The sequence below is a fragment of the Streptomyces sp. NPDC096176 genome (genome assembly GCF_044763255.1).
Classification (GTDB): Bacteria; Actinomycetota; Actinomycetes; order Streptomycetales; family Streptomycetaceae; genus Streptomyces.
In genome coordinates this window covers 282,967-297,330 of the sequence record NZ_JBIWFV010000004.1, presented here as the reverse complement: position 1 = coordinate 297,330, position 14,364 = coordinate 282,967, and the positions used below count along the sequence as shown (strand labels likewise).

At 70.6% G+C, this 14,364-nt stretch carries 10 protein-coding genes and 1 pseudogene; 2 read left to right on the top strand and 9 right to left on the bottom strand.

The window, feature by feature from the left end:
* Positions 1-143 precede the first annotated feature (143 nt).
* Positions 144-2,357: a heavy metal translocating P-type ATPase gene (locus ACIQ7Q_RS13145; RefSeq protein WP_403860535.1), complete on the top strand. Its 2,214-nt coding sequence runs from the start codon at positions 144-146 to the stop codon at positions 2,355-2,357.
* A gap of 388 nt (positions 2,358-2,745) precedes the next feature.
* On the opposite strand, the gene ACIQ7Q_RS13140 is transcribed toward ACIQ7Q_RS13145, so the two are convergent.
* Positions 2,746-4,035, bottom strand: coding sequence for a citrate synthase (locus ACIQ7Q_RS13140; RefSeq protein WP_403859702.1), 1,290 nt, complete (start codon positions 4,033-4,035; stop codon positions 2,746-2,748).
* Between the two features lie 244 nt (positions 4,036-4,279).
* Positions 4,280-6,496, bottom strand: a complete 2,217-nt coding sequence (locus ACIQ7Q_RS13135) for an ATP-dependent RecD-like DNA helicase (RefSeq protein WP_403859699.1) — start codon at positions 6,494-6,496, stop codon at positions 4,280-4,282.
* Positions 6,497-6,616: 120 nt separating this feature from the next.
* Here ACIQ7Q_RS13135 and ACIQ7Q_RS13130 point away from each other — a divergent pair.
* Positions 6,617-6,985 (top strand): annotated as a pseudogene (locus tag ACIQ7Q_RS13130) (MFS transporter); the annotation flags it as partial.
* A 104-nt stretch (positions 6,986-7,089) separates the two neighbouring features.
* On the opposite strand, the gene ACIQ7Q_RS13125 reads toward ACIQ7Q_RS13130, so the two are convergent.
* From ACIQ7Q_RS13125 to ACIQ7Q_RS13095, 7 genes are all read right to left on the bottom strand, one after another.
* A complete protein-coding gene (locus ACIQ7Q_RS13125) occupies positions 7,090-8,346 on the bottom strand; it encodes a S8 family serine peptidase (protein WP_403859696.1) in 1,257 nt (418 codons plus the stop codon).
* 926 nt (positions 8,347-9,272) lie between these two features.
* Positions 9,273-9,956 (bottom strand): hypothetical protein, encoded by a 684-nt coding sequence (locus tag ACIQ7Q_RS13120; protein ID WP_403859693.1) that lies wholly within the window; start codon positions 9,954-9,956, stop codon positions 9,273-9,275.
* Complete coding sequence (locus tag ACIQ7Q_RS13115) at positions 9,953-10,471, bottom strand: SigE family RNA polymerase sigma factor (protein ID WP_403859690.1); 519 nt, start codon at positions 10,469-10,471, stop codon at positions 9,953-9,955. Before ACIQ7Q_RS13115 ends, ACIQ7Q_RS13120 begins: the two co-directional genes overlap by 4 nt.
* A gap of 107 nt (positions 10,472-10,578) precedes the next feature.
* Positions 10,579-11,037, bottom strand: a complete 459-nt coding sequence (locus ACIQ7Q_RS13110) for a hypothetical protein (protein WP_403859687.1) — start codon at positions 11,035-11,037, stop codon at positions 10,579-10,581.
* Positions 11,038-11,092: 55 nt separating this feature from the next.
* On the bottom strand, positions 11,093-11,890 hold the full coding sequence (locus tag ACIQ7Q_RS13105) for a sugar phosphate isomerase/epimerase family protein (RefSeq protein ID WP_403860532.1): 798 nt from the start codon (positions 11,888-11,890) through the stop codon (positions 11,093-11,095).
* A 32-nt stretch (positions 11,891-11,922) separates the two neighbouring features.
* A complete protein-coding gene (locus tag ACIQ7Q_RS13100; RefSeq protein ID WP_403859684.1) occupies positions 11,923-13,089 on the bottom strand; it encodes a dihydrodipicolinate synthase family protein in 1,167 nt (388 codons plus the stop codon).
* Entirely contained in the window at positions 13,086-14,237 is a 1,152-nt protein-coding gene (locus ACIQ7Q_RS13095) for a Gfo/Idh/MocA family protein (protein WP_403859682.1), read from the bottom strand. Before ACIQ7Q_RS13095 ends, ACIQ7Q_RS13100 begins: the two co-directional genes overlap by 4 nt.
* Positions 14,238-14,364: the final 127 nt, after the last annotated feature.

Below are 14,364 nucleotides of genomic sequence, written 5' to 3'. Positions count from 1 at the left end.
CGCCGCGCGCCCGGAGCCACAGGCCCGGGCCCCTGGGCCCGGGCCGTACCCCACCCACCGGATACTGGGTGGAGTACGGCCCGGCCCAGCTGCGTGGAGTCCCGAACGTGGAAACATCCGAGGTAGAGCTCACCATCGGCGGGATGACCTGCGCTTCCTGCGCCGCCCGCGTCGAGAAGAAGCTGAACCGCATGGACGGCGTCAGCGCCACGGTCAACTACGCGACCGAGAAGGCGCGCATTTCCTACCCCGCGGGGACGGAGGTCGCCGACCTGATCGCGACGGTGGTGAAGACCGGCTACACGGCCGAGGAGCCACCGCCGGCCGCCGTTCCCAAAGCGCCGCCCGCCCCCACGCCGGCCGCCGTCCACGAAGCGCCGGCGGACACCGAGCCGGACGGCGGTGCCCTGCGGCAGCGGCTCGTCGTCTCGGCGCTGCTGTCGGCCCCGGTCGTCCTCATGTCGATGATCGGTCCGCTGCAGTTCGACAACTGGCAGTGGCTCTCGCTGACACTCGCCGCCCCCGTCGTCGTCTGGGGCGCCCTGCCCTTCCACCGTGCCGCCTGGACCAATCTGCGGCACGGCGCGGCGACGATGGACACGCTGGTCTCCACCGGCACACTGGCCGCCTTCGGCTGGTCCCTGTGGGCGCTGTTCTTCGGCAGCGCGGGCATGCCGGACATGCGCCACGGCTTCGACCTCACCGTCAGCCGCACCGACGGCTCGTCGGCGATCTATCTCGAGGTCGCCGCGGGCGTGACCACGTTCCTCCTGCTCGGCCGCCGTCTCGAGGCACGCTCCAAGCGGCGCGCCGGCGCGGCCCTGAGGGCGCTCATGGACCTGGGCGCGAAGGACGTCGCCGTCCTGCGGGGCGGCTCCGAGGTGCGCGTCCCGGTCGACCGCCTCGCCGTCGGCGACCGCTTCGTCGTACGGCCCGGGGAGAAGATCGCCACCGACGGCAGCGTCGTCGAGGGCACCTCCGCCGTCGACGCCTCGATGCTCACCGGCGAGTCCGTTCCGGTGGACGTGGCCCCGGGCGACGCCGTCACCGGTGCCACCCTGAACACCGCCGGCCGCCTTGTCGTCGAGGCCACCAGGGTCGGCGCGGACACCCGGTTGGCCAGGATGGCGAAGCTGGTGGAGGACGCACAGAGCGGCAAGGCGCGGGTCCAGCGTCTGGCCGACCGGATCTCCGCCGTCTTTGTGCCCGTCGTGCTGCTGATCGCCGCGGGGACGCTGGGCGCGTGGCTGGCGCTGACCGGTGACACCGCCGCTGCGTTCACCGCCGCCGTCGCCGTACTGATCATCGCCTGCCCCTGCGCGCTCGGTCTGGCCACTCCGACCGCGCTGATGGTCGGCACAGGGCGGGGAGCGCAACTCGGCATCCTCATCAAGGGGCCGGAGGTCCTGGAGTCCACGCGAAGGGTGGACACCGTCGTCCTGGACAAGACAGGAACGGTCACCACGGGCCGAATGACCCTTCAGGGCGTGTACCCCGCCGAAACCGCTGACGCGCAGGAACTGCTGCGTTTCGCGGGCGCACTGGAGCACGCCTCGGAGCACCCCGTCGCTCGCGCGATCACCGACGGCGCGACGGCCCGCGCGAAAGGCCCGCTGCCCGCCGTCGAGGACTTCGTGAACGTGCCCGGCCTCGGCGTGCGGGGAGTCGTCGAGGGCCAGCAGGTGCTGGTGGGGCGCGCGCGGCTCCTCGAGAGCGCGGGCGTCGAGCTGCCCGGCGGACTCGTCGAGACCGCGGCCCGCGCGAGCGGCTGTACGGCCGTGTACGCGGCACGGGACGGCAAGGCACTCGGCGTCCTGACCGTCGCCGACGCGGTCAAGGAGACGAGCGCGCAGGCCGTACGGGAGCTGCGCGCGCTGGGCCTTGCTCCCGTGCTGCTGTCCGGCGACAGCAAGGCGGTGGCGGAAGCGGTCGCCGCGCAGATCGGTGTGGACGAGGTGTACGCCGAGGTCATGCCCCACGAGAAGGTGAAGATCGTCGAACGGCTTCGCGCCGAGGGCCGCACGGTCGCGATGGTCGGCGACGGCGTGAACGACGCTGCCGCGCTGGCCACCGCGGACCTCGGCCTGGCCATGGGGACGGGCACGGACGCGGCGATCGAGGCGGGAGACCTCACCCTGGTGAGGGGCGATCTGCGGGTGGCGGGAGACGCGATCCGTCTCGCAAGGCGGACACTGGCCACGATCAAAGGCAATCTTTACTGGGCCTTTGGCTACAACGTCGCCGCACTGCCTCTGGCGGCATCAGGCCTGCTCAACCCCATGATCGCCGGTTTCGCAATGGCGTTTTCGTCCGTATTTGTGGTGTTCAACAGCCTGCGGCTGCGCTCCTTCTCGTGACTACAAACAGGTCACAGGACCTTCACAACGAGACCTAGATCACAGATATTTAGGGGTAACCATTCAGGCTCATCGCGAGTCTAAGTGGTCGATGCCGAGAACGTCTTGGGGGACGTTCATGGGATGTCTTGGGGGACGTTCCAGGCAAGCGTTTGGCCGGGGCACGTGCCCGGGGAGCTTTGAGCGGCCCTCCCGTGCGTACGTACCCCGGCACCGCGTGAAAGGCTTCTGCGCCCTACAGACGCCCGGCCGGATCCCGTGGGGGGAATCCGCTGTCGGGGAATGGGAAGCGCCCCGCCCGCCGACCCGTGGGGGGATCGGCAGCGGGGCGCTTTCCGCTGTTCGGGGACCCGGGGCCACTCGGCCCCGGCCCGGACGGTGCGAGAGCTCAGCGGGCCTCGACCGGAACGAAGTCGCGCAGGACCTCGCCCGTGTAGATCTGGCGCGGACGGCCGATGCGGGAACCGGGCTCCTTGATCATCTCGTGCCACTGGGCGATCCAGCCGGGCAGCCGGCCGAGCGCAAAGAGCACCGTGAACATCTCGGTCGGGAAGCCCATGGCGCGGTAGATCAGACCCGTGTAGAAGTCCACGTTCGGGTAGAGGTTGCGGGAGACGAAGTAGTCGTCGGAGAGCGCGTGCTCCTCGAGCTTCAGCGCGATGTCCAGCAGCTCGTCGGACTTGCCGAGCGCGGAGAGGACGTCGTGCGCCGCCGCCTTGATGATCTTCGCGCGCGGGTCGAAGCTCTTGTAGACCCGGTGACCGAAGCCCATCAGGCGGACGCCGTCCTCCTTGTTCTTCACCTTGCGGATGAAGGAGTCGACATCGCCGCCGTTGGCCTGGATGCCCTCGAGCATCTCCAGGACCGACTGGTTGGCGCCGCCGTGCAGCGGGCCCCACAGGGCGCTGATGCCGGCGGAGATCGAGGCGAACATGTTCGCCTGCGAGGAACCGACCAGGCGCACGGTGGAGGTAGAACAGTTCTGCTCGTGGTCCGCGTGCAGGATCAGCAGCTTGTCGAGCGCCGAGACCACGACCGGGTCGAGCTCGTACTCCTGCGCCGGGACCGAGAAGGTCATGCGCAGGAAGTTCTCCACGTAACCGAGGTCGTTGCGCGGGTAGACGAACGGGTGACCGATCGACTTCTTGTAGGCGTACGCCGCGATCGTCGGCAGCTTGGCCAGCAGCCGGACCGTGGAGAGGTGGCGCTGCTTCTCGTCGAACGGGTTGTGGCTGTCCTGGTAGAACGTGGACAGCGCGCTGACCACGGACGACAGCATGGCCATCGGGTGCGCGTCACGCGGGAAGCCGCCGAAGAACCGCTTGACGTCCTCGTGCAGCAGCGTGTGCTGGGTGATCTCGTCCTTGAAGCCCGCCAGCTCGTCGACCGTGGGAAGCTCGCCGTTGATCAGCAGGTATCCCACCTCGAGGAAGGTGGAGCGCTCGGCCAGCTGCTCGATCGGGTAGCCGCGGTAGCGCAGAATGCCCTGCTCGCCGTCGAGATAGGTGATCGCGGATTTATAGGCGGCGGTGTTGCCGTATCCACTGTCCAGGGTCACCAGACCGGTCTGGGCTCGGAGCTTCCCGATGTCGAAGCCCTTGTCGCCGACGGTGCTCTCGACCACCGGGTAGGTGTATTCACCGTCCGCGTACCGCAGTACTACAGAGTTGTCGCTCACGTCATCCCTCACCGACGTAGTGCCTCTTCTTCGAGGTGCCCTGACTGTCTCTACCATCCCCCATTTGGCTCAGCAGAGTGCACTCGGGGTCGACCATTGGGCCTATCGGCGGCACTCAGTGCCGCCAACCTGCTCATCTTGCCCCCTTCGCCCTGGTTCTGGAAGCCGGGACGGGGTCGGGGTGGTGTTCCCCACCCCGGCAGGCCCGAACCATCCGCCCACCGGGCCCTTCCGGACGGCGGGCTCACGCGGCCAGTCGGTGGGCGAGCGCCGTGCAGCGCCTGCCTGCGGAAACGGTCCGCACGGCCTGACCTATCGCCTTGCGGGAGCCGACCAGCACGACGAGCCGCTTCGCCCTGGTGACGGCCGTGTAGAGCAGATTGCGCTGAAGCATCATCCACGCCCCGGTGGTGACCGGGATCACCACCGCCGGATACTCACTGCCCTGAGAACGGTGGATCGTCACCGCGTAGGCGTGGGCCAGCTCGTCCAGCTCGTCGAAGTCGTAGCCGACCTCCTCGTCCTCGTCGGTCAGCACGGTCAGCCGCTGGTCCTCCACCTGGAGCGACGTGACGACGCCGACGGTGCCGTTGAAGACCCCGTTACGCCCCTTGTCATAATTGTTTCTGATCTGGGTCACTTTGTCGCCGACACGGAAAACCCGACCGCCGAAGCGCTTCTCCGGAAGCTCGGGACGGGCCGGGGTGATCGCCTGCTGAAGCAGCCCGTTGAGCGTCCCCGCACCGGCCGGGCCCCGGTGCATCGGCGCCAGCACCTGGACATCGCGTCTCGGGTCCAGGCCGAACTTCGCCGGGATGCGCCGGGCCGCCACGTCCACGGCCAGCCTGCCCGCGTCCTCCGTCTCCTCCTCGACGAACAGGAAGAAGTCGGCGAGACCCGAAGTGATGGGCTGCAGACCGGAATTGATCCGATGCGCGTTGGTGACCACGCCGGACTGCTGTGCCTGGCGAAAGATCCGCGTCAGACGCACGCTCGGCACCGGACCACCCTCTGCGAGCAGGTCGCGCAGCACCTCGCCGGCCCCGACGCTCGGCAGCTGGTCAACGTCACCGACCAGCAGCAGATGCGCGCCCGGCGCCACGGCCTTGACCAGCTTGTTGGCGAGCAGCAGGTCGAGCATCGACGCCTCGTCGACGACGACCAGATCCGCGTCCAGCGGCCGGTCCCGATCGTAGGCCGCGTCCCCGCCGGGCTTGAGCTCCAGCAGCCGGTGCACGGTGGACGCCTCGGCACCGGTGAGCTCGGCGAGACGCTTGGCCGCACGGCCCGTGGGGGCCGCGAGCACGACCTTGGCCTTCTTGGCACGGGCCAGCTCCACGATCGAGCGGACGGTGAACGACTTGCCGCAGCCCGGCCCGCCGGTGAGCACGGCGACCTTGCTGGTCAGCGCGAGCTTGACCGCCGCCTCCTGCTCGGGCGCCAGCTTCGCGCCCGTACGGTTCGCGAGCCACGCCAGCGCCTTGTCCCACGCCACCTCCCCGAACGCCGGCATCCGATCGTCCTCCGCCCCCAGCAGCCGCCGCACCTGCCCGGCTAGGGACAGCTCCGCGCGGTGGAACGGCACCAGGTACACCGCCGTCACCGGCTCTCCCCCCTCCGGTCCGGGCACCTGCTCCCGTACGACACCCTCCTCGTCGACCGCGAGCTCGGCGAGGCAGTCGATGACGAGGCCGGTGTCCACCGCGAGCAGCTTCACCGCGTCCGAGATCAGTTGCTCCTGCGGCAGAAAACAGTGGCCCTGGTCGGTCGACTGGGAAAGGGCGTACTGCAGACCGGCCTTGACCCGCTCGGGGCTGTCGTGCGGTATCCCGACCGCCTGGGCGATCCGGTCGGCGGTCAGGAAGCCGATGCCCCACACGTCGGCCGCCAGACGGTACGGCTGGTTCTTCACGACCGAGATCGAGGCGTCCTCGTACTTCTTGTAGATACGCACCGCGATGGACGTCGACACGCCCACGCCCTGGAGGAAGACCATGACCTCCTTGATGGCCTTCTGCTCCTCCCAGGCAGCGCCGATCAACTTCGTCCGCTTCGGCCCGAGCCCCGGCACCTCGATGAGCCTCTTCGGCTCCTGCTCGATGACGTCGAGCGTGTCCGTGCCGAAGTGGTCGACGATCCGCTCGGCGATCTTCGGCCCGATCCCCTTGATCAGCCCCGAGCCGAGATAGCGCCGTATGCCCTGGATCGTGGCGGGCAGGACGGTCGTGTAGTTCTCCACGGTGAACTGCTTGCCGTACTGCGGGTGTGAGCCCCAACGGCCCTCCATCCGCAGCGACTCGCCTACCTGCGCACCGAGCAGCGACCCGACGACGGTGAGCAGGTCGCCGCCGCGGCCGGTGTCGACGCGGGCGACCGTGTAGCCGTTCTCCTCGTTGGCATACGTGATCCGCTCGAGCACGCCTTCGAGCACAGCGGGTTGGAACACGACCGGATTGGACATGCCCCGACGTTATCGCCGCGCTCCGACAGCGCGGGCGGCCTGTGGACAACCCCGCTTCCGGCCGAGCGGGTCGACCGGCTCCCGCCCACGGCTGCCACCGGTGGTCGCCACGCGCCTCGCGCGATCCTGCTCGCCGTCGCCGCCTGGGGAACGGCGACCGCCGTGTTCGGGCTGACCAGGAACCTCTGGCTCGGGTTGTTCTTCCTCGCCCTCGCGGGCTGCGCGGACACCGTGTCCATGGTCTTCCGCAACACCATGCTCCAGGCAGCCGCACCGGACGAGATGCGCGGACGGCTCCAGGGCGTCTTCATCGTCGTCGTGGCGGGTGGGCCGCGTCTCGGGGACTTCCTCGCCGGCTCGGTCGCCGACCTCTCGTCCCCCGCGGTCGCCATCACCGGCGGCGGACTCGCCTGCGTCGTGGCGGTGGGTCTGCTCGCCCTGCGCGGTGGCGGGTTCATGCGGTACGACGCCCGCGAGCCGACGCCGTAGCGCGAGGCCCGCGATGCAGGCGGCGACGGGCGACCGCGTGGGCCGGAACCCGGTGGAGGGTCCCGCTCACGGGGTCGCCCGTCGCCGTCGGTGAGTGACGCCGCTCAGAACGAACGGAGCCTGAGGAGTGGCTCCTTGACCTTGTCGCCGTCCTCGGAAGGCGCGATCCAGTCGGAGCTGCCGGCGCGGATCAGGGCGGCCTTGACCTCGCCGGGCGACGCGTCGGCGTGCTTCGCCAGGTACAGGGCTGCGCCACCCGCGACATGCGGAGCGGCCATCGAGGTGCCGGACAGGGTGGAGTAGCCGCCGCCCGTGAAGGTGGAGCGGATGCACACCCCCGGGGCGATCAGGTCGATGTCGGAGCCGAAGTTGGAGAAGTCGGCGAAGGTGTCGTCCCGGTCGCTGCGGCAGGTGGCGCTGCCGAGGCCACCGCCCTTGCCGTCGAAGTCGGCCAGGGCGCTGACGGTGATCACTTCGTCGTACGCGGCGGGGACGGTGTCCTTGGCGTCGACGTGGTCGTTGGCCGCCGCGACGGCGTAGGTGACGCCCGCGGCGACGGAGGCGCAGATCGCCTTGTGCATGGCGTCGTTGTTGCTCGCACCGCAGTCGCCGTCGTCGGAGCCCGAACCGCCCAGGCTCATGTTGACGACCTCGATCTCGTCGGCGTGCTCGGTCACGTAGTCGATGCCGCAGACGACGTCCGAGGTGCTACCCGCCCCGAGGGGGCTGAGCACCTGGACGGGCCAGATCCGTGCCCCGGGTGCCGTACCGACGACCCCGTTGTCGTTGTCCAGGGCGCCGATCGTTCCGGCGACGTGCGTGCCGTGACCGTGCAGGTCCAACGGGGGCAGCTGGGGAAGCCAGCAGCTCTTGGCACCCTTCTTGTACACGTTCAGGTCCGGGTGGTTCGGATCGACTCCGGTGTCGATCACCGCGACATCGGCATCGACCCGGGTGTCGACGCCGTCGATGGCCGCGGTGGGGCTGAGGTCGGCCTCCGCGCGGTCCACACCAAGCGGGACCGACTGGGCGGCGATCCGCACCTCGCGGTCGGGCTCCACCGACTCGACGTGCGGGTCGTCGGCCAGTTCGGCCGCCGCGCTCGGGCTCATGGACGCCGAGTAGCCGTGGAGGGCGTGGCGGTACACGTGCCGTACCACGGCCCCCATGGAGGAGGCCTGCTCGACGGCCGCGTCCACGGTCGCCTCGGCGTCACCGAAGGTGGCGGCGTCCTTGAGGGTCACGATGTACCGGCCGGAGACCTGGTCGGACTGCGTGGGCGCCTTGGCCACCGCCGCAGGGGCCGGCGAGGCCGCCGCCAGGGCAAGTGCAAGGAGGGTAGCGCCGAAGATCTTGGGCATCCCGGACCTTTCTCGATGGCATTGGGGAGCGCGAACCGGCCTGGATGTCGTTCTTGTTCCGGGATCGTTCGATTCGCTGTCGCGCCCAAGAGCTAGCAGGTTTGACGCCGGTGCGCGGGTCCGACATCCGGCTGCTCACTGGATTCCCTGAGTCCATGTCAACCATGTGGCCGTGTCGGGTTCGTGCCGCGACGGTTCGCCTCCCCGGGCGGGGCGGGGCGGGGCGGGGCATGGGCGTCGGGTGGAGGCGCGGAGGGGGTGGGTGGCGGGCCGGTCAGGCCCGGGCTCGCGGCAGGTCGTCGCGATGGCGCGCAGCGGCCGGCGCGCGGGCTGTGCGCGTGCGCTCTTCGGGACGCGGGGCCACCGTTCGCGTGCGTGCGATCAGGAGGGGCGTTCACGACCAGGGTGCCCGCCGCGATGAGCAGCCGGGGGCGCCGCCGTGAAGCCCGACGCGAGCGGCGTCGGGTGGCTGGCGGGTGTCCGACCGGTCGGAGAGGCGGGCGCCGGTCGGTTCGTGCGGAGCGGGCGCCGGTACGGGTGGCCGGGGGCGGCGGGCCTGCGAGGTCGCCGTCCGGTGGGACGCTCTGCGGTCCGGTGCGGTCTGCCGCCGTACCGGAACGCGCCCGTTCGGGACCAGCAGGGAGTTGACTATCGCTGCGGCGAGCTCGGGCGCGATGACCGAGACATAACTGTCCGGCCTGGCCCAGGTGTTGCCACCACGAAGAGGGGGCCCGGTCGATGACCGGGCCCCTTACGCTCCCCCGCCAAGGCCCAGCGCTGTCCCCCCGGATGCGCTACCCCCGAAACCCTGACGCCACGTACGACTCCGGTGACGCAGAGATGGTTGCACGATCGCGCGGAGTAATTTCCGCCATGTTCCAGGGATCGGTTCCGGCCACGCCGGCTCGTCCCGCGTGCGGTGGCCTTCAGGGAGCAGCCGCGTTCCCGAAGTGCTGCTCCACCAACACACCGCCGTCCGCCCCGTACGCGGTGACCGTCCACCCCTCCGTGCCCCGGGCCGGGTCGCCGAAGGCGTAGTACGTGCCCCAGCCCGGGTCGCTGTGGAGACGGAGCACGGACGCCGCGATCCGCTCGCCCGAGTCGAGGCGGACCTCGACCCTGGAAGGGACCCTGTCGGTGCGGAACGCGCCCCGGTACAGGACATGTTCGGTGTCGATGTCCTTCCCGGAGCTGATGCTGTCGTCGCGGATGTTGTCCCCGGGATAGGAGCGGGCGTCGTCGATCGCGGCGGTGAGGTCACCCGGGCCCACGACGTAGTTCTGCCGACCGTCCGGCAACAATGCCATCCCGATGCCGTGGCCGATGGCCACCGGTTCGTACGGCTGGACCGTACGGATGCTCGAGGGCATGGCGGTGACGGGTGGGGCCGTCGCCGGCGGGGGCGGGGGCGGGTGCGGTGACCGCCCGGTCAGGGGCACGAGAGCGAGCACGACGGCGAGCACAGTGAACGCGCCCGCGCCCGCTGCGGTACGGCGCCGCCGCGCCGCCCTTCCCCGGCGGAGCACCTCGTCCACCGGCGCCGGGCCCACGGGCACGGCGTCCGCCTCGCGGCGCAGCGTGTCGCCGAGTCGCATGTCGTCCTCGTTCACGGCTGCCGCTCCCCCGTCATGTGCGCCGGGACGATGCCCGGATGCTCGCGCAGCTTCTTCAGGGCGCGTGCCGTATGACTGCGCACCGTACCGATCCCGGTGCCGAGCAGTCGGGCCACCTCGCTCTCACTGCGGTCCTCCAGGTAGCGCAGTACGACCACCGCCCGCTGCTTCGGCGGCAGTTGGCCGAGCGCGTCCATCACGGCCCCCCGCTGCGTCACGGCGTCGGTCCGGTCCGGGGCGGCGGTCTCCGGGAAGCGGGTGGTGAGCCACTCGCGGAGCCGGGTTCGCCGCAGCCGGTCCACATTGGCGTTGATCATGATGCGCCACACGTAGGAGTCGGGGTCGTCGGCCCCTTGTACGCGTTCCCACTTCACATACGCCTTGGCCAGGGCCGCCTGCACCAGGTCCTCCGCGTCGTGGTGGTGTCCGGTCAGCAGATGGGCGGTACGGAGCATGCGTGGCCAGCGGCTGACCACGAACGCCCGGAACTCCGCCTCCGCGCTCGTCTCCAAGCGAGTCCTCGTGTTCGCCGTCCGCGCGGCACACGCCACGCTGTTGTGCCGCTCCCTCGTTGCCGGCGCAACAGCGTGACATGGCCGCCCTACGGGCGGGACTGTCGTCAGCGGCCGGCCTGGAAGGGCTCGAACGACAGGGTGGCGAGCACCGCGCCGTCCGCGCCGTACGCGGTCACCGTGGTGGTCTCCTCGGGCGCACCGGCGCCCGCCGCATCGAGGTGGTACGTGCCCCAGCCCGGCTCACCGGGAAGCATCAGCATGCCCGCGGCCTGCTCGGGGCCGGTGCCGACGCGGACGGTGATGCGCGCGGGCACCGTGTCGGTACGGAACGCGCCCGTGAACAGGGCGTCGTCCCCGTCGGTCCGCAGGCCGCCGCTGAGGCTGTTCGGACGGATGCTGTCCCCGACGTACGCCTTGGCCCGCTCGACGGAACCCTCGAAGTCCTCCCATGCCACGACGTAGTTCTGCCGACCCTGCGGGAGCAGCCCCATCTTCGCGCCCTGGCCTATCTCCACGGGCTGGTACGGCTGAACGACGCGCGGCCCTGTCTCGGCCGCCTTCACGGTCGTGGCCGCGGCCGACCACGTGCCGTGTCGCGGGTTTCCCCGTGGCCGGCGCTCAGAACACCTCGACCGCGAACCGCCCCGCCGTCTCCTCCAGCACCTCCACCCCGTCCCGCGCCCACAGCCCGTCGTTGAAGAGCTCCACCTCGATGAAGCCCGTCCAGCCCGTCGCCTCGACACGCTCGCGCCATGCCCGCAGGTCGATCGCGCCGTCGCCCAGCTGACCGCGACCGGTGAGCACGCCGGCGGGCAACGGGGTTGTCCAGTCGGCCAGTTGGAACGAGTGGATGCGGCCCGCAGCACCCGCGTGCGCCACCGCCGCGGGGGCCCGGTCGTCCCACCAGATGTGGTACGTGTCCAACACCACGCCCACCTGGTCCGCTGGGAAGCGTTCCGCCAGGTCAAGGGCCTGGTCCAGGGTCGAGACGACGCAGCGGTCCGCCGCGTACATCGGGTGCAGCGGTTCGATCGCCAGCCGTACGCCCCGCTCCCCCGCATAGGGCGCCAGGACCGCCAGCGCGTCCGCGATGCGTTCCCGCGCGGCAGCCAGGTCGCGGCTGCCTGCCGGGAGGCCGCCGGAGACGAGGACCAGGGTGTCCGTGCCCAGCGTCGCCGCCTCGTCGATGGCCGCGCGGTTGTCGTCCAGCGCGCGGGCGCGCTCCGCCGGGTCGGTCGCGGTGAGGAAGCCGCCCCTGCAGAGGGAGCTGACGGCCAGTCCGGCGTCGTGGACGAGTTTGGCCGCGGCCTCGAGCCCGTACGCGGCGACCGGTTCGCGCCACAGCCCGACGGCCGGGATACCGAGCCGGACGCAGGCTTCCGTCAGCTCGGGCAGGGTCAGCTGTTTGACCGTCATCTGGTTGATGCTGAAGCGGGAGAGGGGGTCGTTCACTGCGTGACTCCATAGACGCTGAGCAGGGATTTCATACGGCTCTCTGCCTCGGCCGGGTCCGGGAACAGGCCGAGTCCGTCGGCCAGTTCGTACGCCCGCGCGAGATGGGGCAGGGAGCGCGCGGACTGCAGGCCGCCGACCATCGAGAAGTGCGTCTGGTGGCCGGCCAGCCACGCCAGGAGCACCACGCCCGTCTTGTAGAAGCGCGTGGGCCGTTGGAAGAGGTGGCGGGAGAGGTCGACCGTGGGGTCGAGGAGCTTGCGGAAGCCGTCCACGTCCCCGGTGTCCAGCACCCGTACGGCCTCCGCCGCCAGCGGTCCCAGCGGGTCGAAGATGCCGAGCAGAGCGTGGCTGAAGCATCCTCCCGCCGCCGGCTCCTCGCCGGCGATCAGCTCGGGGTAGTTGAAGTCGTCGCCCGTGTAGCAGCGCACGCCCTGCGGAAGGCGCCGGCGCAGCTCCACCTCCCGGCGCGCGTCCAGCAGCGAGATCTTGATGCCGTCCACCTTGTCGGGGTGGGTCGCGATCACGTCGAGGAAGACCTCGGTGGCCGCGTCCAGGTCCGGCGAGCCCCAGTAGCCCTCCAGCGCAGGGTCGAACATCGGCCCGAGCCAGTGCAGGATCACCGGCTCCGAGGCCTGCCGCAGCAGGTGTCCGTAGACCGTGAGGTAGTCGTCCACGGAGGTCGCCGCCGCGGCCAGCGCGCGGGAGGCCATCAGGATCGCCCCGGCGCCGGTGGATTCGACGAGGGCGAGCTGTTCCTCGTAGGCCGCGCGCACCTCGTCGAGCGTCGCCGGGCCCGCCAGCTGGTCCGTGCCGACTCCGCAGGCGATCGTGCCGCCCACCGACCGCGCTTCGGTCGCCGAGCGGCGGATCAGCTCCGCCGCACCCGCCCAGTCGAGGCCCATCCCCCGCTGCGCCGTGTCCATGGCCTCCGCCACGCCGAGCCCGTGCGACCACAGATGGCGGCGGAACGCGAGCGTGGCGTCCCAGTCGACGGCGGCCGGGGAGTCGGGGTCGGTGTCTGCGTACGGGTCGGCCACCACATGGGCGGCGGAGTAGACCGTGCGGGAGGCGAGGGGCGCGCCCGGCGCGAACCGCAGGGGCTCGGTGCGCGGCTCGTAAGGGGACAGGGCGCCGTCGGGCCGTGGGAGTCGGATCGTCACGGCGTCAGCTCCGGCACGTCCAGCCTGCGGCCCTCCGCCGACGAGCGCAGGCCCAGCTCGGCGAGCTGGACGCCGCGCGCGCCTGCGAGCAGGTCCCAATGGTACGGCTCATCGAGGGCGACATGGCGCAGGAACAGCTCCCACTGGGCCTTGAAGCCGTTGTCGAAATCGCCGTTGTCGGGGATCTCCTGCCACTGGTCGCGGAACGACTCGGTGACCGGCAGGTCCGGGTTCCACACCGGCTTGGGTGTGGCGGAGCGGTGCTGGGCACGGCAGTTGCGCAGGCCGGCGACCGCGGAGCCGTGCGTGCCGTCGACCTGGAACTCGACGAGTTCGTCGCGGTTGACCCGTACCGTCCAGGAGGAGTTGATCTGGGCGACCGCGCCGCCCTCCAGCTGGAAGATTCCGTACGCGGCGTCGTCGGCGGTCGCGGCGTACGGCTTGCCCTGCTCGTCCCAGCGCTGCGGGATGTGCGTGGCGACATGCGCGTTGACGGAGGTGACGCGGCCGAACAGCTCGTGCAGCACGTACTCCCAGTGCGGGAACATGTCGACGACGATGCCGCCGCCGTCCTCGCTGCGGTAGTTCCAGCTCGGGCGCTGCGCCTCCTGCCAGTCACCCTCGAAGACCCAGTAGCCGAACTCGCCGCGCACGGACAGGATTTCCCCGAAGAAGCCACTGTCGATCAGGCGCTTCAGCTTCAGCAGGCCCGGCAGGAAGATCTTGTCCTGGACGACGCCGTGCTTGATGCCCCTGCTCTGCGCGAGGCGGGCCAGCTCCAGGGCGCCCGCGACGTCGGTGGCGGTCGGCTTCTCGGTGTAGATGTGCTTGCCCGCCGCGATGGCCTTCTTCAGGGCCTCCACGCGGGCGGAGGTGACCTGGGCGTCGAAGTAGATGTCGACGGTGTCGTCGGCGAACACGGCGTCGACGTCGGTCGAGATCTCGGTCAGGCCGTGCTGCTCGGCGAGCTCGCGCAGCGCGTGTTCGCGCCGGCCGACGAGCACGGGCTCCGGCCAGAGCACCTCGCCGCCCCCGAGGTCGAGCCCGCCCTGTTCGCGGATCGCGAGGATCGAGCGCACCAGATGCTGGCGGTGGCCCATCCGTCCTGTGACGCCGTTCATGGCGATCCGCACTGTCCTGCGTGTCACGACGTTCCTCCGTCATCCATCTCGGTTCCCCCGAGGTACCTCGATATGAGCGTAGCAAGCGCTTTCTACGCGGTATGAAGCTAGCCTGCCGACAGCGGCCCGGACAAGGGGCCGGACCATCTCCTGC

What these genes read in the sequence shown, in the direction of transcription:
- ACIQ7Q_RS13145 (WP_403860535.1), top strand. Translation starts at nt 144, where the DNA reads ATGACCTGCGCTTCCTGCGCCGCCCGCGTCGAGAAGAAGCTGAACCGC.
- ACIQ7Q_RS13135 (WP_403859699.1), bottom strand. Translation starts at nt 6,496, where the DNA reads ATGTCCAATCCGGTCGTGTTCCAACCCGCTGTGCTCGAAGGCGTGCTC.
- ACIQ7Q_RS13125 (WP_403859696.1), bottom strand. Translation starts at nt 8,346, where the DNA reads ATGCCCAAGATCTTCGGCGCTACCCTCCTTGCACTTGCCCTGGCGGCG.
- ACIQ7Q_RS13105 (WP_403860532.1), bottom strand. Translation starts at nt 11,890, where the DNA reads ATGACGGTCAAACAGCTGACCCTGCCCGAGCTGACGGAAGCCTGCGTC.